Annotated in this window: 20 protein-coding genes; 1 reads left to right on the top strand and 19 read right to left on the bottom strand. The window is 59.6% G+C overall.

Going from position 1 to position 18653, the window contains the following annotated elements:
* Window positions 1-85: 85 nt before the first annotated feature.
* On the top strand, window positions 86-1234 hold the full coding sequence (locus tag AAF463_RS07275) for a beta-glucosidase (RefSeq protein WP_309835211.1): 1149 nt from the start codon (window positions 86-88) through the stop codon (window positions 1232-1234).
* Here AAF463_RS07275 and AAF463_RS07270 read toward each other — a convergent pair.
* The 19 genes from AAF463_RS07270 to AAF463_RS07180 form a co-directional block, all read right to left on the bottom strand.
* A complete protein-coding gene (locus tag AAF463_RS07270) occupies window positions 1231-1404 on the bottom strand; it encodes a hypothetical protein (protein WP_350261789.1) in 174 nt (57 codons plus the stop codon). The two genes, AAF463_RS07275 and AAF463_RS07270, sit on opposite strands and share 4 nt — an antisense overlap.
* A 314-nt stretch (window positions 1405-1718) precedes the next feature.
* Complete coding sequence (locus AAF463_RS07265) at window positions 1719-3920, bottom strand: TonB-dependent siderophore receptor (RefSeq protein ID WP_350261788.1); 2202 nt, start codon at window positions 3918-3920, stop codon at window positions 1719-1721.
* A gap of 522 nt (window positions 3921-4442) precedes the next feature.
* Window positions 4443-5678, bottom strand: coding sequence for a beta-ketoacyl-ACP synthase (locus AAF463_RS07260; protein ID WP_271459940.1), 1236 nt, complete (start codon window positions 5676-5678; stop codon window positions 4443-4445).
* Entirely contained in the window at window positions 5675-6406 is a 732-nt protein-coding gene (locus AAF463_RS07255) for a 3-ketoacyl-ACP reductase FabG2 (protein WP_192234328.1), read from the bottom strand. Before AAF463_RS07255 ends, AAF463_RS07260 begins: the two co-directional genes overlap by 4 nt.
* Window positions 6403-6876, bottom strand: coding sequence for a hotdog family protein (locus AAF463_RS07250; protein ID WP_350261787.1), 474 nt, complete (start codon window positions 6874-6876; stop codon window positions 6403-6405). The genes AAF463_RS07255 and AAF463_RS07250 overlap by 4 nt, the downstream gene beginning before the upstream one ends.
* The gene (locus AAF463_RS07245; RefSeq protein WP_350261786.1) at window positions 6869-8026 is read right to left on the bottom strand and encodes a beta-ketoacyl-[acyl-carrier-protein] synthase family protein; all 1158 of its coding nucleotides are present in this window, start codon (window positions 8024-8026) and stop codon (window positions 6869-6871) included. The genes AAF463_RS07250 and AAF463_RS07245 overlap by 8 nt, the downstream gene beginning before the upstream one ends.
* The gene (locus AAF463_RS07240) at window positions 8023-8595 is read right to left on the bottom strand and encodes a DUF3261 domain-containing protein (protein WP_176970802.1); all 573 of its coding nucleotides are present in this window, start codon (window positions 8593-8595) and stop codon (window positions 8023-8025) included. The genes AAF463_RS07245 and AAF463_RS07240 overlap by 4 nt, the downstream gene beginning before the upstream one ends.
* Window positions 8592-10913 carry an MMPL family transporter gene (locus AAF463_RS07235; RefSeq protein ID WP_336767419.1) on the bottom strand — a complete coding sequence of 774 codons (2322 nt, stop codon included), beginning with the start codon at window positions 10911-10913 and terminating at the stop codon, window positions 8592-8594. The genes AAF463_RS07240 and AAF463_RS07235 overlap by 4 nt, the downstream gene beginning before the upstream one ends.
* Window positions 10879-11490 (bottom strand): outer membrane lipoprotein carrier protein LolA, encoded by a 612-nt coding sequence (locus tag AAF463_RS07230; RefSeq protein WP_101760880.1) that lies wholly within the window; start codon window positions 11488-11490, stop codon window positions 10879-10881. Before AAF463_RS07230 ends, AAF463_RS07235 begins: the two co-directional genes overlap by 35 nt.
* The gene (locus tag AAF463_RS07225) at window positions 11487-11903 is read right to left on the bottom strand and encodes a thioesterase family protein (RefSeq protein WP_222181781.1); all 417 of its coding nucleotides are present in this window, start codon (window positions 11901-11903) and stop codon (window positions 11487-11489) included. The genes AAF463_RS07230 and AAF463_RS07225 overlap by 4 nt, the downstream gene beginning before the upstream one ends.
* A complete protein-coding gene (locus AAF463_RS07220) occupies window positions 11896-13590 on the bottom strand; it encodes a glycosyltransferase (RefSeq protein ID WP_350261785.1) in 1695 nt (564 codons plus the stop codon). Before AAF463_RS07220 ends, AAF463_RS07225 begins: the two co-directional genes overlap by 8 nt.
* The gene (locus AAF463_RS07215; RefSeq protein WP_137385540.1) at window positions 13584-13931 is read right to left on the bottom strand and encodes a beta-hydroxyacyl-ACP dehydratase; all 348 of its coding nucleotides are present in this window, start codon (window positions 13929-13931) and stop codon (window positions 13584-13586) included. The genes AAF463_RS07220 and AAF463_RS07215 overlap by 7 nt, the downstream gene beginning before the upstream one ends.
* The gene (locus AAF463_RS07210; RefSeq protein WP_350261784.1) at window positions 13918-15246 is read right to left on the bottom strand and encodes an AMP-binding protein; all 1329 of its coding nucleotides are present in this window, start codon (window positions 15244-15246) and stop codon (window positions 13918-13920) included. The genes AAF463_RS07215 and AAF463_RS07210 overlap by 14 nt, the downstream gene beginning before the upstream one ends.
* Window positions 15243-15797 carry a hypothetical protein gene (locus AAF463_RS07205; RefSeq protein WP_110865893.1) on the bottom strand — a complete coding sequence of 185 codons (555 nt, stop codon included), beginning with the start codon at window positions 15795-15797 and terminating at the stop codon, window positions 15243-15245. The genes AAF463_RS07210 and AAF463_RS07205 overlap by 4 nt, the downstream gene beginning before the upstream one ends.
* A 4-nt stretch (window positions 15798-15801) precedes the next feature.
* Window positions 15802-16056 carry an acyl carrier protein gene (locus tag AAF463_RS07200; protein WP_101760886.1) on the bottom strand — a complete coding sequence of 85 codons (255 nt, stop codon included), beginning with the start codon at window positions 16054-16056 and terminating at the stop codon, window positions 15802-15804.
* An 11-nt stretch (window positions 16057-16067) separates the two neighbouring features.
* Entirely contained in the window at window positions 16068-16325 is a 258-nt protein-coding gene (locus AAF463_RS07195) for a phosphopantetheine-binding protein (protein ID WP_007887282.1), read from the bottom strand.
* Window positions 16326-16328: 3 nt separating this feature from the next.
* The gene (locus tag AAF463_RS07190; protein ID WP_110865892.1) at window positions 16329-17126 is read right to left on the bottom strand and encodes a 1-acyl-sn-glycerol-3-phosphate acyltransferase; all 798 of its coding nucleotides are present in this window, start codon (window positions 17124-17126) and stop codon (window positions 16329-16331) included.
* Entirely contained in the window at window positions 17116-17853 is a 738-nt protein-coding gene (locus AAF463_RS07185) for a beta-ketoacyl synthase chain length factor (RefSeq protein WP_350261783.1), read from the bottom strand. The genes AAF463_RS07190 and AAF463_RS07185 overlap by 11 nt, the downstream gene beginning before the upstream one ends.
* Before the next feature lie 189 nt (window positions 17854-18042).
* The gene (locus AAF463_RS07180; protein WP_350261979.1) at window positions 18043-18432 is read right to left on the bottom strand and encodes a hypothetical protein; all 390 of its coding nucleotides are present in this window, start codon (window positions 18430-18432) and stop codon (window positions 18043-18045) included.
* Window positions 18433-18653 lie beyond the last annotated feature (221 nt).

The raw sequence follows: 18653 nt of genomic DNA, 5'->3' as shown, positions 1-18653 counted from the left end.
TGCCCAATGGCGCACCGTCAATTTAGTCTAGACTTAGCCAGGCGTTCTGCATTCTGCATCCGGCGCTCAATGTGAGGAGAGGATTATGACTCAGCAATCCCTGCGCCATCACCCTCAGCTGTTCCGCAGTTTCTTTCAGGGCAGTTTTCCCTGTTCAACCGCCCGGCGCGCAGGCGGACGTCGGCTCGATATGGTGATCAGTAGCGGCCACGACATGCTGCTGGAGAAAGATTATGCCGCACTGGCGCAGGAAGGTTTGCACACCGCGCGCGATGGCGCTCGCTGGCATCTGATTGAAGCCGTGCCCAACGAATATGACTGGCGCACCTTTCTGCCGATGGTGCACGCTGCGGCGCGTCACGATATGCAGATTATCTGGGAGCTGGCGCACTTTGGCTATCCCGATCACTTAGATATCTGGAAAGCCAGCTTTATCGATCACTTTGAACGCTTCGCCCGCGCCATGGCGCAACTGATGCGCGATGAAGGCATCGAAAAGCCCTTTTTCACGCCGATCAATCAGATCTCATTCTGGTCGTGGGCTGGCGCGGATGTTTCATGGCTCGATCCCTACGCCAGCGATCGCGGTCGTGAGCTGAAGCGCCAATTAGTGCGCGCCTCGCTGGCGGCGATGCACGCCATTCGCGAGGTTTATCCCGATGCCCGCTTTGTGCTGACCGATCCGCTGGTGCAGGTGGCGACCGATCCCGATAATCCCGACAGCAAACCTTATGCCGACGCGCAGCATCAGGCGCAGTTTGAAGCCTGGGATTGGATTGGCGGACGCGATGCGCCGGAACTGGGTGGCCGCGCGGATTTCCTCGATATTCTGGGTCTCAATTACTATCCCGACAATCACTGGTTTTTCTCAGGCGAAACCATTCCGTTCGACCATCCGACGCGCCAACCGCTGCACCGTTTGTTAATGCAGTGCTGGCAACGTTATCAGCGCCCGATGATTCTGGCCGAAACCGGAGCCGAAGGTGATGCGCGAGCGCCCTGGCTGCGGCAGATCAGTGAAGAAGCGCGTCTGGCGCTGGATCACGGCGTGGCGCTGGAAGGGATTTCGCTCTATCCGGTGGTGGAGTATCCGGCGTGGGCCGACGATCGGCGTTCACCGGGCGCGCTGTTTGGCCTCGGCGATCCCAATGGCAATCGTACCCTGCATGAGGCGCTGGCGCTGGAGTTGCGCAGTCAACAGATTAAGTGGCAGAACTGGCAGACAAAAAGCTAAGACTGTTGCGTAGTGGCGGGTTTTTGCGGGCAGGTTTGCACATCGAGTGAAGGATCCGCGGGGTGACGCACGTCGGTGAGCCAGGTCATGGTGAAGAGAAACACCACGCCAATTAAACAGGCGGAGAGCAGGCCAATTATGGCGATCAGTTTGTCATCGCTGGCTTCCATCGACATCTCCTTGCAGGCTTCCTTTTCCCGGTGCTGACCTTAACTCATCCACAGCGTAATCATCAGGACGAAGATTATAAGCGTAACCGAAGTGACTGCAAGCACCACAATGGCGAAGAGCGCGTCGTCGAGCGGCTGCCGATAAGGTTCGTCGTGGTCGTCTGGTGGTGCAGGTGAACTCATGATGACTCAAAAATAAAGGCGAGTTTTCGCGCAGGATTGCCGCACAGAGTGTAATGCAATGCGCCCTAAGTTACAGGAAAATTTCTGGCGGAGAAATAATGGGGCGCAGGCGCGCCCCATTCGAGAGCAGATTAGAAATCGTAGCTGAGTGAAACCTTCACCGTGCGTGGTTCACCCTGCGACAAATAGGTGCCGCTGTCATCAACATTGGCCCAATATTTCTCATTGGTGACGTTATCCACGCCCACGCGCCACACCATATCGTTCTGGTTAACCTTCATGCGGTAACGCAGACCCAAATCCAGCGTGGTGTAATCATCCAGCTTCATGTTGTTTGCCAGGTCGGCATATTGTGAACCGGTGTAGTTCAGCAATGCTGTGGCGGTCAAACCGTCCACCGGCTTGATGTCATACTCCGCACCCAGCGCCGCAGTGAAGCGCGGTACGCCGATGGCGTTTTTGCCATCCTGATCGCTGTCACCGGTTTTGGTCATATCCGGATCGATCCAGGTGGCGCTGCTGTTAAGACGCAGGCCCAGCACCGGCTCACCGAATACGTTCAACTCCACGCCACGGTTGCGCTGCTCGCCATTCAGCTGGTAGACCGAATTGTTCAGCACGCCAACCGGCTGTTTGATTTCAAACAGCGCCAGCGATCCGCCGACGCGACCAAAGTCCGCTTTGACACCCACTTCGTTCTGCTTAGCATGTACGATGCCGGTCACGCTACCGTAGTTGGTGGCGGTAAACGGCGCGGCGGTGCCCGGCGTCAGCGATTCAGTATGGTTGGCATACAGCGAAATATTTTGCGTGGCTTTATACAGCAAACCGTATGCCGGCAACCAACGGCTGCTGTCGAAACGTGTCGCGGTATCTTCAACGCCGTCATAACCGTAGTTACGCACCACCACTTTTTGATGACGCGCGCCGACGGTTGCCAGCAAGGTGTCATCAAAGAAGCCCAGCGTATCGCTCAGCAGGTAGCCTTGCGAACGTGAACGGTAAGTGGTCAGCGGATCGCTGAACTTAGCGCCACCGGCGAACACGCTATCCGGTTCAGCCACATCCTGCGGGTGATAAATATTTACGTTGGCATCGTTGCCCGACGACATGCGATAGCTGTTTTTCGCATTCGTGGTCATCGCCGAATAACCGAAATTCACTTTATGCGTCACCGGACCGGTGGTGAAATCACCACGCAGGCCAACCATGCCGCTCATGTTGTCCTGCACGCGATTGGTGCGGAAGCGGCCAATGGTGGCGTTGCCGGCGCTGTCGAGGATCTTCGGAATGCCGTAGTTGCCCACTTCATGTGTGTGCTGCGCGCCGAGGCCCGCATAGGCGGTCCACTGATCGGTCAGATCGTATTCGGCTTTCGCCAGACCAAACTCCGACTCGATATCGCTGAACACCCACTTCTGGCTGTAGTTTTTCGCGTTGGACGGCACATCAGGAATGAAATCGATGCCGCTGATGTTGACGCCGTTACGCGCATCGTGGAAGGTCTTTTTCTGGTAGCCAACGTCGAGCGACGTACGCAGACGATCGCCACGATAATCCAGGCCGAGTGACGCAGCGGTGGTGCGTTTTTTCTCGCCATCCACCTCGGTGCCGCCTTCGCGGTTAACCGCATTCAGACGCACGCCAAACTGATTATCGTCGCCAAAACGACGACCAATATCGGCGGTGCCGCCCACCTGGGAACCGGACGTGTAATCCACCCCGATGCGCGTCAGCGGCGTATCATCAGCGTGCTTCGGCTCTAGGTTAATCATGCCGCCGACGCCGCTCTCCGCCGAACCGTTCAGCAAGGCGTTAGCCCCTTTGAAGATCTCCACGCGATCAATCAGTGAGGCATCCATCACCTGACGCGGCACGATACCCGCCAAACCGCCGTAGGTCATGGCATCGCCGTCCAGCTTGAAGCCACGAATGCGATAGCTCTCGGCAAAGTTGCCGTAGCCTTTCAGATTCTGCACGCCAGCATCGTTGCGCACCACGTCACCGATGGTTTGCGCCTGCTGATCCTGAATCATTTTCGAGGTAAAACCGATGACATTAAACGGCACGTCCATGGCGTTCTGCTCACCCAGCATGCCGAGACGGCCGCCGTGTGCAACCTGACCATCAAGGAAAGCCGGTACCAGATCATTTCCGCCTGGTTTGAAATCGGTTTGCGGTGTCGCGGTCACGGTCAGCGTCTGCTGCTCGTTTTTCGCGTCAGTGGAGGTTGTGGTGTTGGTGGTAGCAGCCATCACTGGCAAACAACCGGCGCTGACCATTACGGCCAACAGCGTCGGTTTCAGTCCGGGATTGAAAGGCATAGCGCGCATGGGATCCCCTAATGCAAACGAAGTGATAATCATTATTATTGCGGTTTGCGATTATGCGCAGTCGTTGCCCGAAAGCAAGAAAAATCCCACTTTTTGCGTTCATATCATCGAGGAGTGGTGCGATAGGTACCCTGCCCGGTCTTGTAGGGTCGCCATTCATTCATGGCGACCAATGCTTATCACTGAAGAAAGGGTTTTGCTTTGACTAGGTAGCGGGCTCTGACACATCTGCTGCGTCACGGGCCGTCCTCGCGCCGCTAGCGCGGTGCCTTCGGCTTCCACGTCGTGCCAACGGACCGTTCGCGGATCGGCCTTCCCTGGCCGACCCCGAACTGCCTCACGCATCCATGCGTGAGGCTCCTGGCCCAACGTAAAAGCCTCAGCGCTGCGAATAGCCCTTTTGCCGCAGCAGACGCGCCAGCGCCTCTGGCAACTGTGCCCTTTTCAACAACATGTACCGAAGCATCCGGCATGCGTTCGTCGCGGACTTAACTAACAAGCGCCATTCATGGCGACCTGCTATCAGCCTTCGCGCCAGCGTTTAAACACCAGCGAAGTGTTAATCCCGCCAAAGGCGAAGTTATTGGATTGGATGTAATCTGTCTCAATCTGGCGCGCTTCACCGATGATGTAATCAAGTTCACCGCATTCAGCGGCCGGTTGTGACAAATTCAACGTCGGCGCAAACCAGCCTTCACGCATCATCTCAATGCTCATCCAGGCTTCCAGCGCCCCGCACGCGCCCAGCGTATGGCCAAAGTAGCTTTTCAGCGAAGAGATTGGCGTGCTGTTGCCATAAATCGCTGCGGTGGCCTGACTCTCGGCGATATCGCCGCGATCGGTGGCGGTGCCGTGGGCATTGATATAGCCAATCTGCTCCGCCGTGACACCGGCGGTTTTCAGCGCGCGCTCGATACAAATCTGCATGGTTTCACGCTGCGGCTGGGTGATATGCGCGGCATCGCAGTTGGTGTGGAAACCCACCAGCTCGGCATAAATGGTGGCTCCGCGCGCCTGCGCATGTTCAAGCGATTCGAGGATCAAGGTGCCTGCACCTTCGCCAATCACTAATCCGTCGCGCTGCTGGTCGAACGGCGCGGGCGACGTGTGCGGCGCGTCGTTACGCTGGCTGGTGGCGAACAGCGTGTCAAACACCGCCGCTTCGGATGGACACAGCTCTTCCGCCCCACCCGCCACCATCACGGTTTGATAACCGTGACGAATCGCTTCCCAGGCATAGCCGATCGCCTGGCTGCCCGACGTACAGGCGCTGGACGTCGGGATTACCCGGCCGCGCAGGCCAAAGAACAGGCCCGCGTTAACGGCGGTGGTGTGCGGCATCATCTGCACGTAAGTGGTGCCGGTAATGTTGTTGGTGTGCTTTTCCGTCAGCATAGTGGCAAATTCACTCACCGGTCCGGTGCTGCCAGTTGAGGAGCCATAAGCAATGCCGGTTTCACCGCTGGTCAGCACCGGATGATCGATCAAACCGGCCTGCTCCAGCGCGAGTTCGGTGGCGCGCGTCGCCATCAGTGAGACGCGCCCCATCGAACGAATGCGTTTGCGCGTGTAATGCGCTGGCGGCGTAAAGTCGTCCACCGGCGCGCCGAGCAGCGTGTGCAAGCCGTCGTACACTTGCCATTCCGGCATATGGCGCACCGCATTTTTGCCCTGTTTGATCCGCTCAGCCACCGCGCTCCAACGCTCACCAAAAGCGCTTACGCCGCCCATGCCGGTTACCACTACGCGCTGAATCACAGCATACCTCCATTGATTGAAATCACCTGACGCGTGACGTAGCCCGCGATGTCCGACATTAAGTAGCTGGCCAGTCCGGCGACTTCATCCGCCGCGCCCATGCGCTTCATCGGGATCAGCTTCATCGCCTCGTCAATCACCAGCGGCTCAAGATCGGTCATACCGGTATCAATCAAGCCGGGTGCGATGCAGTTAACGGTAATTTTGCGTTTCGCCAGCTCAATCGCCAGCGCTTTGGTGGCACCGATAATACCGGCTTTGGCCGCGCTGTAGTTGACCTGGCCGCGATTGCCCATGATCCCCGAAACCGAGGAGAGCGTAATAATGCGTCCGCCCTTGCGCAGGCCAATCATCGGCATCACGCACGGATGAATCACGTTGTAGAAGCTGTCGAGATTGGTGTGGATCACGCTGTCCCACTCGTCATCGGTCAGCGCCGGGAACGCCGCATCGCGCGTGATGCCCGCATTGCTCACCACGCCGTAGTAGGCGCCGTGTGCGGCAATATCCTGTTCCAGTGCGCTGCGTGTGGCATCGCGCTGCGCCACGTCAAACTGCAAGGTGCGCCCACATCCGCCCGCCGCCTCAATCTCAGCCAGCGTCTGCGCGGCACCGGCGCTGTCGCGGTGATAATGCACCACTATCTCAAAGCCATCCTGCGCCAGACGCAGTGCGATGGCGCGGCCAATACCTTTACTTGCGCCGGTCACTAAAACGCTGCGTGTCATGGCTGAACTCCTTGTTGCAATTGAATTAACTCGTGTTCATTGGGCTGATAGGTATTGAGCCGCCCGCTGGCGATGATCGCCTCGCCGCAGCGGATCTCCCCTTCAAAGCTGCCCAATCGGTCGTCACGCATCAGCAGACGCATTTCAACGCGCAGCGTGCTGTTGGCGGCGAAAGCGGTGCGGCTGGCACGATAACCGCGTCCGCCAAGCAGCATGCCGGGACGAATCTCATCGCCGCTGCGCTGACGCGCATGAAAGCCCGACCAGACGCCAACGGTCTGCGCCATGATTTCCACGCCGTACCACGCCGGTAAATCGCCCTGTGCGGTGAGAAAAGGGGCCAGCACGCCTGTCGCGTTGATACTGACTTCGCAGATCACGCTGTCGTCGCTAACCTGGATGACGCGATCCAGCAGCAGCATCGGTGCACGATGCGGCAAATAAGCATCTACCGGCAGAAAATCACTCATAAGGCTTTCCTACAATCAGGCAGGTATTGTTCCCGCCAAAAGCAAACGAATTTGAGGCAATCACCGGGCGCGCCAAAGGCTGCGGCGTGGTGATCAAACCGCACGCCGGCAGCGAAGTATCGTGTGCCGCCAGCGAGAAATCCTGCGGCGGCAGCGGCAGCTGCTGCTGCAGAATCAGTGCGGCTAAAGCCGCTTCGGTGGCGCCCGCCGCGCCCAGCGTGTGGCCGGTCAGGTGTTTGGTTGAGCTACACGGCACGCGATCGCCAAACAGGCGGTGAATCACCGCAGATTCCACCTGATCGTTCAGCGGCGTGGCGGTACCGTGCAGGTTGATGTAACCAACATCCTGCGGCTGTAAACCCGCTTGTTGCAGCGCCATCAGCATAGCGCGCTCGGCGCCGACGCCTTCAGGATGCGGTGCCGACATGTGCCACGCGTCCGACGATTCACCGCAGCCGAGCAGCGCCAGCGGCTGCTTTTCGCGCGTCAGCAGCAGCAGCGCGGCAGCTTCACCAATCGAAATGCCGTCGCGATCGGCGCTAAACGGCGCGCAGTGACGTTCAGAGAGTGAATCCAGGCTGGCGAAACCGTTAATCGGCATACGACTTAGCGAATCCGCGCCGCCCACCAGCGCCACGTCCGCTAAACCAGCATCAATCAAACGTTGGCCGCTGATTATGGCGCGCGCACTGGATGAGCAGGCAGTCGAAATGGTGTAAGCCGGACCGTCCAGCGCTAAAAAATGCGCCAGGAAGCGTGATGGATCGCCAAGCTCCTGCATGCGGTAATCGTAGCCCGACAAGGCGTCATCCACCTGACGATCGCCTTCATCAACGCCGGAGGTGCTGGTGCCAAGCACAATCGCCACGCGATCGCGCCCATATTGCGCGATGGCCGCATCCACTACCGGGCGTATCTGCGCCAGCGCGGCCAGCAGCAGCTGATTGTTGCGGGTGTTATGCGCCGCCAGCGCGGCAGGAATCAGCGGCAATGCGCCCTGCACTTCGCCCAGCCAGCAGCGTTTGCCGTCTTGCAGCCAGCCGTCGCGCGGTTGCATGCCGGGCGCGTGGCCCGCTTGTAGCTGCGCGGCGATGTGCGCCAGGTCGTTGCCCAGCGCATTCACCATGCCAAAGGCGGAGATGTAGATCATGATGACGCATCCAGATGTTGGATTTGAATCTGATAGCCAAAAGCGCGTTGATCGATGCTGATCGGCTCACGCAACTCGCCGCGCTGCAGATAGCGAATCAGCGTTACCACCTTGCCAGAGGGATCGCGCAGCTCGCGGCGATCGTCGATGTCGGTCAGCGTCCAGCCGCGCGGCAGCTGCGGCTGCCATGCGCTGATCGGCCAGTGGCTTAGCATCACATCCGCCAGCACCTGACTGGCGGGCGGCATTTCCGGCAGCGCCATCATCTGCTGCGTGTGAATGCCGTTTTTATCATAGGTAACGCGGAACAGGCGAATGCCAAGCGATGACAAACCGGCGAGGCTCAGCTGCTGTGAATCCGCGCTCAGCAGCACCAGCAGCGACTGGGTTTTGCCTTTGGCGTGGCCGGTCAGCAACTGCTGCTGCTGAAACGCGGGCGAGATGCCCGGCGCCGGCAGCGTGACGCGCACGCCCGGTTTCAGCCACGCGGTTGGCCGGTTGAGGTCGCTCTGATGCTGCGCGCAGCCGCTTACCAGCAGGCTCAACAGCAGCAAAATGCCCATTTTCATCGTTGCTTCCTTTTTCCCGGAGCCAGCGCCAACGGCGCCAGCAAGAATGCACAAAAAATCCCGCTGCACAGCACGGTGCCAAAACCGCTGATGGCGGCGGTGCTGCTGAACACCAGCATGCCGAGCGTTAACAGTGTGGTCATCATCGCCAGCGTCACCGCCAGCATGGAGGTTAACGGCGTGCCGCGCGGATTGCTGAAGAACAGCGTGTAGTTGATGCCGATGCCCAGCACCAGAATCAGCGCCAGCAAGGCAAACAGATTGAGGCTCGCGCCAATCCAGCCCAAGGTCGCCAGCGCCGCCGCCAGCGACAGCCACGACGGCAGCGCGCTGCGCATCCCGGCTTTCACACCCAGCCGCAGCATGTAGCTGGCGGTAATCAGCAATAACGCCAGCGCCAGCAATCCGCTCAGCAGCGTGCGCCAGAAGCGGAACAGATCATCATAGCTGGCCTTGCGGTCGACCCAACTGACGCCCGACTGCTGGGATGCCAGCTGCTGCAACGCAGCGCTGTTTTTAACGCCGCCGATCGGCACCAGCACGCTGCTGCGTCCGTCCGGCAGCGACAGCCACAGCAGCCGCCAGCCTTCACTCAGCGGGCTCGCCAGCCAGTCGGCGGCGGTCACCGGCATGGCGCTGAGATTAGCATTCGCTACAGTAATGCCCGCCTGCTTCAATCGATCCAGAATGGTGGGTGCAGCCTGCTGTAGCAGCGCTACATCCTGCTGCTGCTGCGCCAGCGAACTGAGCGGCAGCACGCGATAACTTTTGAACCAGCCTTGCTGCTGCGCCTGTTGCAGCTTGGGTGCCAGCGCGCTCAGCCGTTGCAGTGCTTGCTGTTCATCATCGCCCCACACCACAAACCAGGTTTGATCGGCCTGCTGACCGGTGAGTTGCGCCAGCTGACGATCCTGCGCTAACAGTTGCGCCGGGGCGCTTTGCAGATGGGCAATATCATCATCGACCTTGAGTTGTAGCATGCCGCTCAGCGCATAGATCGCCACCAGCGCCGGTAAGCCGCGCTTCAGCCCGTTATTGCGCCGCCACGCGGCCAGCCAGCGCGCCAGCCATACCATCGCCGGAATCGGCCGCACCGGTAAACCGCGTACCAGCCACGGATAAAAACAGATCACCGTCAGGCAGGAAGCACTTAATCCGCTGGCGGCAAATACCGCCAGCTGGCGCAAGCCGGGGAACGGTGCCAGCAGCATCAACAGCCAGGCAATCGCCGTGGTGCCGAGCGCCAGCAGCAGCGTGCCGCGCACCTTATGCAAACTTTGCCACGGCGTGGCTTGCTCGCCGTGCACCATGCGTTCCGTCAGATAGTAGAGCGTATAATCGGCCGAAATACCGACAATGCTGAGGCTCATCACTAAGGTGGTGAGATGCAGCTCACCAAAACAGAGCAGCGTCAGCACCGTGCCCGCCATCGCGCCCATCGCCACCGACAATGCACAGAGCGCCAGCGGCCGTAATGAACGGAACACCAGCCACACCAGCAGCAGCAACCCCGCTAACGTTGCGCTGCCGAGGGTTTCGACATCATGCTGCGCGCGCTGGCTGGCATTGTCGCTAAACAGCACCGTGCCACGCGTCAGCAGTTGCGCATCCGGCCAGCGGGTTTTCAGCTGTTGCTCCAGCTGATTGAGCGCAGTCACCAGCTGGTGGCTCTCTTTGATACTGAAAGCATTGCTCGCCAGCTCGCCGTGCATGAAATACCAGCGGCGCTGCTGCGCATCCTTGACCGTCAGCCAGCCGTTATGCAGCAGCATTTTGTTGGCGTTCTGCTGCATCGCAAGTTGCGCGCCGCGCACCAGCAGCAGCGGATCGTGGCCGATCTCTTGGCTGCCGACGCCCGCGAAGGCCGAGAACAGCTGCGCCAGAATCCAGTCGGCCTGCGCGTCACCACCGTTCTGCAGGCGCGCGCGCGTGGCCGCATCGATCAAGCCGTTGCGATGCTGAAACGCATAGGCACCCCAGCGCTGCATCTGATCATCATCCAGTTCGCCGCTCACCTGTTTCAGCATCGGCAAGGCTTGCAGCTGCGCTTGCCACCAGGCCGCAACCGCATCGCCGTCGTGATCGTTGGCACTTACCAGCCACACCAGCTGACGATCGAGGCGCTGCATAAAGCCGTGCTGGATCTCCGCTGGCGCCTGGCCGAGGTTTTGCTGCGGCAATAACGCCAGCACGCTGCTATTCAGCTGGCTGCGCGGCAGCAAAACCGCCAGCGCCACCGCTAACGTCAGGCACACCGCCAGCCACAGCAGCGCAACGGTTTTTTCACTGCGCTGGGGCAAAACGGGCTCGCTCTTCATCGGTTAACTGTTTCGGTTCGGTGCGGGTAGCGCTAAGGGTGATCTCGGTTTTATCGCCCTGCTTATCATCCAGCGTGATGCGATTGAGAAACGCCTCGCCTTGCAGATCGATACGGTTAAAGATCTTATTCAGCGGCGCGGCTTTCGGCGTCAAACCAAGTTGCCAGCGGTTGTTGCCCAGATCGTGGAAATCGAGCGCAAAATTCTCACGCAGCACCTTTTCATCTGCCTGGAATAGCGCGCGTAACAAATGGTTGAACTGGAACATCTGCGGATTGCTGTCGGCGGTGATCACCTGCGGCGGCTGGCCGCTCATGCTCTGCACCATGCGCTTATCATCAAGGATCAGCATCAGTGGGAACGGCGTGGCTTGCTGCCACCACAAACCCTGCTGCTGGGCGATCAGCAGCTGACCGCGTGACACCAGCGGCTGCGCCATCCCGGCAATGGTGCGCACCTGAACAAAATTGGCGCGGATCACCGGTTGGCTGGCAAAGCGCTGTTGCAACTGCTCGAGCGTGACCGCGCTGGCGTTGGCGCAGATCACCAGCAGCAGCAGACAAAGGGTTCTGATCACGGTTTCACTCCCAGGCGTTCAAACAGAATATCGGGCGAGACAAAACACATCTCTTGAGTCGCTGCATTGACCGCCACCTGCAGCGTGTGGGCTTTGGTGGTCACCTGCCCCGCCGCGTTGCGGATCACATAATCAATGCGTAAACGGTTTTCGTATTCGCTGATACTGGCGATGACGCGCACCACCTCTTCGCAGCGCAGCGGCTGGCGGTATTTCACATGGGTATCGACCACCGGCCAGACGTAGCCGCTGGCGGCCATTTCGCCGTAGCTGTAATTGACGCTGCGCAGCAAGGCTTCGCGCGCCACTTCAAAAAAGCGGAAATAGTTGCCGTGCCACACCACGCCCATCGGATCGCAGTCGTGAAACGACACGGTAATGTCCACCTCAGCGCGGTAGTTGCTTTCACTCATCGCGGCTTTTCTCCTCGGGCAACGTCCAGAAATTGTAAAAGTTAAACCAGTCCAGCGGCGCCATCAGCGCGTGCTGTTGTAACCGTTCGGCGTAGCGATCGACGGTGGCCTGTAACGCCTGCTGGCGCTGGACGCGCGGCAGCGAGAGCGGATCGGCAAAGGCTTCGCAGTGCACCCGCAATCGCCCCTGTTCGCGCAGGGCGAACATCAGCAGCACTGGACAGCGCAACGCCGCCGCCAGCACAAACGGTCCCTGGGGAAACGGTGCAGGATGGCCCATAAATTCACTCCACACCACGCGACGCTCGCCGCCGCGCTGGCGATGCACGGCGGTACGATCGCCAACAATCGCCACCCATTCACCGGCATCAAGTTTTTGCTGCAGCAGAATGGCGGTGTCCGGACCGATATCGGTGACCGGCAGCAGATTGACGCCCGCCTGCGGTGCAATGCTCTCCAGCACCTCGCGGAAGCGTTGCGCATTGTCAGTAAACACCAGCGCATTAATCACCAATCCGCTGACCTGTTTGGCCATCGCGCGGCAGGCTTCGATATCACCGAGATGCGAGGCCAGAATCAGATGGCCTTTGCCCTCGGCGGCGCGAATGGTGGCTTCCGCACCTGGCGCGAAATCAATGTCGCGCCCCCATTGCAGATCACCGCGCCAGCTAGCGACTTTATCCAGCATGCTGTAGCCGAAACGCAAAAAGTGACGATAGCTGCTGAGCGGCGCAGGCAGCGCGATGTTCTGCCGCTGCGCCATCGCCCGTACTCGCGTCAGCCACTGCTGCGAGGCGGCGCGCGCTGTGCGTCCGGTTAGCCAGTAAACCGCCACCACCGGCCACAGCAGCAAGATAAAAGGCAAGCGTCCGGCGCGGCGATAGAGCCACAGCATAAAGCGCAAACCGCTCTGCCCGCGTCGTTCCGGCGTTGCAGACCAGTGTTGCGCATCACTACGCTGACGCAGTAACTGCGGGATGCGTGGCAACATGCCGAAGAACAGCCGCGTGTGCATCCATGAGATGCGCAGGTTGTCCCGCAGCGCATCAAAGTGCGATACGCCGCTGGCCGGATAGGTCACGCGCGTGGTGATAAAACGGCTCGGCGTGCCCTGCCAATAGAGGCGCACCATGATTTCGGTGTCGAAATCCATGCGCTGACCAATCGGACGGCGATCGCACAACGCCAGCGATGGCGCGAGCGGATAGACGCGGAAGCCGCACATGCTGTCTTTCAGCGAGAACGACAGCGTTTCCACCCACACCCAGAAATGGGTGATGTAGCGGCCGTAGAGGCGCGATGTGGGAATCGAGGCGTCGTAAAGCGGCTGACCGGAGATCAGACAGTGCGGGTAACGCTGCGCTTCGGCCAGCATACGCGGCGTGTCTTCCACCTGATGCTGGCCATCGGCATCCAGTTGCAGCGCGTGGCTGTAACCCGCCGCCGCCGCCGCGCGCATCCCGGCAATCACCGCCGCGCCTTTGCCCTGATTGTGGGGTAGCGTCAGTACCCGCAACTGCGGTGCCTCAAGCGCCGCAATCTGCTGTTTGGTGGTGGCATCGCTGCCGTCATCCACCAGAATCACTGGCAAGTTGAACGATGCCAGCCGCGCCAGCACCGACGCCAGCATCGCGCCGTGGTTATAGCAGGGAATCAGCACACAAGGCGTGAAGTGAGAACTCAACACAGGCGGATCTTCCCGCTGCTGGCCACCGTCGCCACATCGCCGTTGATCAGGCTGTAGCTGAAACTGAGCAGCGATTTTTCTGCCTGCCACTGCAGCTGTAAAGCCAGTTCGGCATCCGGCGGCACCGGCTGCTGGAACTTGATATTGTCAATCGCGGCGAAAGATTTACCGATGGCTAAACGCGTCAGGCCGTAATGCAGCGCCCAGTCGAGCTGCGCCACGCCGGGCAGAATTGGCAGCGTCGGGAAATGGCCGCGAAACCAAAAGAGATCGGCAACAACGTGCAGGCGCAATATCAGTGCATCGCCCTGCTGTTCGGCATGCAGTTCAACCGGCAGCATCAAATAACTCCTCAATTTGTGGCCAGGCGCGTTTACTTTGTGCGGTGACAGGAATCGACGTCACCACGCGCCAATAGCGCGGAATCGCCACCGGCTCCAGCCAGGGTTGCAGGGCGCGTTTCCACTCAATTTTTAGCTGATGCAGCGTCGCCGCATCCAGCATCTCAGGCAGCGCCAGCACCACGCCAATCGCGTGACGACCGTGACGCTGAATCGCCAGCGCGGCGGCATCTTCCACGCCGGGCAACGCCAGCAGGCGGCGTTCAATTTCACTCAGCGATACGCGTTTATCTTCGATCTTCACCACGCGATCCTGACGTCCCGCCAGCTGAAACTGGCCGGACGGCTGCTGCACGATACGATCGTCGAGCGCGCAACCGGCGTCGGTTTCCAGCAAGGCGGAAAATACCCGCCAGCGTCCGGCGTCCTGCTCACGCAGGGTAATCTGCGGAAAACAGTGCCACAGCGCGTTCTCCTCACGTGCAGAGCGCCAGCCAATCACGCCGGTTTCGGTGCTGCCATAAATTTCATCAACCGTGCAACTCAGTGCCTGTTGCGCATGCTGCGCCGCCGTCCACGGCAACGCGCCACCGGCGGACACGATCAGTTCGCAGCGCGGCCCGGCCAATGCCGGATCGAGACGCCGCAGAAACGCTGGGCTGCTGATAAACGCGTAGCGACGATCGGGTGAATGATCGGCCAGCTGTTCACTGTAGAAAATTTGCTGCGCGGCGAAGGGTAAACCCAACGCCATCGGCAGCACGATGCGAAAACTCAGGCCATACAGATGTTGATGGCTGACGGAGGCAATCACATGGCAATCACGTAAGCGTGCGCCCCACAAGCTGGAGAGCCAGCGGGCTTCAAGATCCAGCGCGCGCAGCGATTTCACTACGCGACGCGGCGTGCCGGTCGAACCAGAGGTGAACAACACCAGCGTGGCGTCGGCGGCGATTGGCGGTAACGCACCGCTCGCCAGTGCGTCGTCCCAGCGCAGTTGCGGCAGCGCGACTGCCAGCGGCATATCACTGATCACGCCATCCAGGCTGTCGGCCATCTCTTCCAGCTGGGCCGCGCGACAGTGTCCGGGGATCACCGGCGTTTTACCGGCGTGCCACAGCGCCAGCAGCGCGGCGGTAAACGCATAGCTGTTATCAAAGCACAGCGCCCAATATTGGCCGGGCTGGTTTTGCAGCCGATCGGCCAGCGCCCGTACCTGCTGACGCAAGGTATGCAGCGTATGTTGCTGTTGGCCGTGCCAGGCCACCATGCGATCCGGCGCGCTGAACCAGTCGCGGAGGCTATGTAAGTTCATGCCTGTTTCCTTATGCGCTGACGCAGCAGCCATTCGCCGCCCATCAGCGTGCCCATCAACAGATAGCTGATGCACCCATTCCAGAGTGTCCAAAGCGTGACATCATTGAGCAGGCAGGTGAGCAGCGCCACGCTGCCGTTGAAGATGAAAAAGCCGCACCACACTTGCGTCACGCGGCGGGTATAACGCACCGCGCGCGGTGGCAGATCCGGTTCGCGCAGCCGTGCCAGCCGCTCTACCAGCGGCATGGGGCTCCACAGCGACGCGCCAAACAGCAGCAGCATCGATGCATTGACCACCAGCGGATACCACAGCAGCAGATGTTGCGATCGCAGCAGCAGGCTGGCGAGGCATAACGCGCTGCCCACCAGCGCCAGCAGTAGCATCACACGCGCCATCGGCCCGGCGGCGCGGCGCAGCGTCCAGACGCGCAGCACAAACAGCAGCGCCAGCAGGCCCGTCACGCCGCGCCACTGTGGCTGGGTGAGGGTTAACCACACCAGAAACGGCCACGCCAGCAGCGCCGCTCCGTTTAGCAGCCGCAGCAGCATGCGATCAGGCTTCGTCGCGCATCAGTTGATCGACGGCATCCACCACATCCTGCACGGTACGCACCGCGCGGAAGGTTTCCGGTTTGATCTTACGGCCAGTACGCTTTTGCAGATGCACCACCATATCGACCGCATCGATGCTATCCAGCTCGAGGTCTTCATACAGGCGGGCGTCCGGACGAATATCATCCGGCTCAATTTCAAACAGCGAGGTGAGCAGCGAAGCCACTTCCTGGTAAATTTCGTTTTTGTTCATCATGTTGACTGCTCTCAGGCTTGCTGTTGTTCAACAAACGCGGCCAGTGTAGCCACGGAAAAAAAGTGCGCGCGCAGCGTTTCACTCTCGGCGGAGAGCTGTACGCCGAAGCGATTTTTCACCGCCAGTCCCAGCTCCAGCGCATCGATTGAATCGAGGCCCAGCCCCTCGCCAAACAGCGGTGCGTCGGTTTCGATGTCGTCAGGGCTGATATCTTCCAGATTCAGCGTGTCGATAATCATCTGTTTGATGTCGTTAATCAGTACTTGCATAACTTAGTTGGTCTCTTCAGGCACCAGCGCCTGTTGCAGATGACGCGTCAGACGACGTGCGGCCAGCGGCTGCGAATCCTCTTCGGCCTCACTAAAGGCGTGGCTGGCAATACGCGATTGTACGCGTACAGTAAAAATCGGTTTAACCAGCGGAATCTGATACCAGCGGCTTTGCTTATCGAGCATGCGCTCGGTGCAGCTGATGTGCACCACACGCAAATCGCAGCCCGCGCGCACCGCAATGTTGGCGGCACCGCGCTGCAGCTTCAGCGGCTCGCCATAACGTGTGCGCGTGCCTTCCGGGAAAATCAGAATGGTATCGCCGCGCGCCAGTCGCTGCTGGCTGTCTGGCAGCAGCGTATCGGCTTCGCTGTTAATCAGGTAATCGGCGGCGCGAATCACGCCACGGAAGAAAATGTTGTGCTGCAGCTCGGCTTTCACCAGGCAATCCATCTCCGGCAGCACCGACGCGATCATCACGTAATCGATCAGTGACGGATGGTTGGCGACGATCAGGCAGCCGCGATCCTGACGCAGCTGTTCTGCGCCGATGATTTGGTAATCGTAAACCCCGACAAAGCGGCAGAAACGCAGGAAGCAGCGGAAGCTCCAGGCGATGCTGCTGCGGGCGATATGGCGACGGCGCAGGCCATCGCGCTGCACCAGCAACAGCAGATTGAACCAAATCAGCGACAGTAGCAGGCCGCCCACGCTGAACAGCGTGAAGCTGACGGCGGTCATCACCAGCCGCCAGTAATAGTTGAAACCGGGACGCGCCTCGGTTAGCGAATTATCCACCATGCAGACGCTCCCAGTGCCACTGATGGCGCTCGCCGGCCACGCTAAAACGTGGCGTGTTGTGCAGCATCGCCGCCAGAAACTGCAGACTTTGCGGCAGAGGGTTGTGCAGCTCAGCGGGTTTGCCGGCCTGTGCTTCGCAACGCCATGCCTCGCCCGCGCGTAGCAGCAGCGCTACCGCGTACGGCGCATTAAAGCGATCGATTTCCGGCAGCCACGGACGGTAGTAATCCGGCACCACGCCGTCAAAATCCACCAGCAGCACCTGCGCATAACCCGCCTGATACAGCGCCGCCACTTCTATCAATCCTTGCTGGAAGCTATCAATACCGGCCGAAACCGAGGATGAAACCAACGGCTGACGCGCGGCGATGGTCAAACTGCCCACCGCTGAGTTGTGAACCGACATGGCGAAATCGGTGGGCGACAGCGCTTGCTGTTCCGCCAGCGCGGTGAGGATGCGCAGATTGCGCTCCAGTTCGCCGTGGCGACTGGTGAAGACGATGGCGTCCACGCTGTGCCGCGCCAATAATGCCAGCCCGCACTCAACCGCAGCACGGCTGCCGGCACTGAGACGACGCGCGGTCATCATCGGCAAAAATTGGGGTTTCGCGATAGGTTGCGTGGCATCTAACGCCGGTGCCTGTTGCGCCCAACGTTGCCACTCTTCTGCGGTGCTGTTGCCCGGCGCGATGGCGTGCCAGTCAACAAGGGAGTAAGCGAGTTTCATACCTGTATTCTTTCTTCAGCCTCAGGGATGGTCCGGTTTTCGCTGCGCGGCATCCCTTCCTTGCTCTCTATACCCGTCATCCCATGCGGATGTCGCCGATTAACAAGGCGGGCACGTGGCCCGCCTGTTTCTATTTCGGCAGCGTTACGGCTAACTTTACAACATTATGTCAGCAATCACGCTTCGCGCTTATTTAACGGCTTCGACCGCCAGTCGCGTCTGGATGCCCTGGCTCAGGTTCTGAATCCAGCGGTTATAGTTGCGGTGAATCTGACCGCTGCCTGCTTTCAGATTCTGGCTGCTGACATACTGAATTTGATAACTGTTCGCGGTGTAGTTCACGCGAATATCCGCGGTATGTCCGCGCTCGGCCAGGTGACCATTCATCACGCCCGGACCCGCTGGCGTCATCACCCAATGGTTAGCGGCGCCCGCCTGGACGATAGCTTGCTTCATTTGCTCATCCGAGTAGCTCTGACCCACGGTCTGGCTAACATTCTGGATCGGCGCGGTACGCGGCGCACAGCCCGTTAACAGGACCGCAGTAACTAACAACGCAAAACCGATTTTTTTATTCATCATTTCCTTTTCTTCCCCTGTCTTTGCATGCCGCTTAAGTGAGCGACCGCGCTGGTAAACTTACCAACACTGTTCCGTTCAGACTGTGTAAAGCGGGCGGATAATAACATTATTTGTAAAGACAAGTAAAAAGAAGCATGAATGACTTTAGAATCGTTTACTGCCGATTTAAAACCAGACGCAGGCCGTTTTACGGCGGAATTTCTACCGAAAAATGGCCT

The sequence above is a fragment of the Pantoea sp. BJ2 genome, from assembly GCF_040255075.1.
Lineage (GTDB): Bacteria > Pseudomonadota > Gammaproteobacteria > Enterobacterales > Enterobacteriaceae > Pantoea > Pantoea leporis.
Note: the sequence above shows the minus strand (reverse complement) of the source record. Positions and strands in the feature narration are given on the sequence as shown.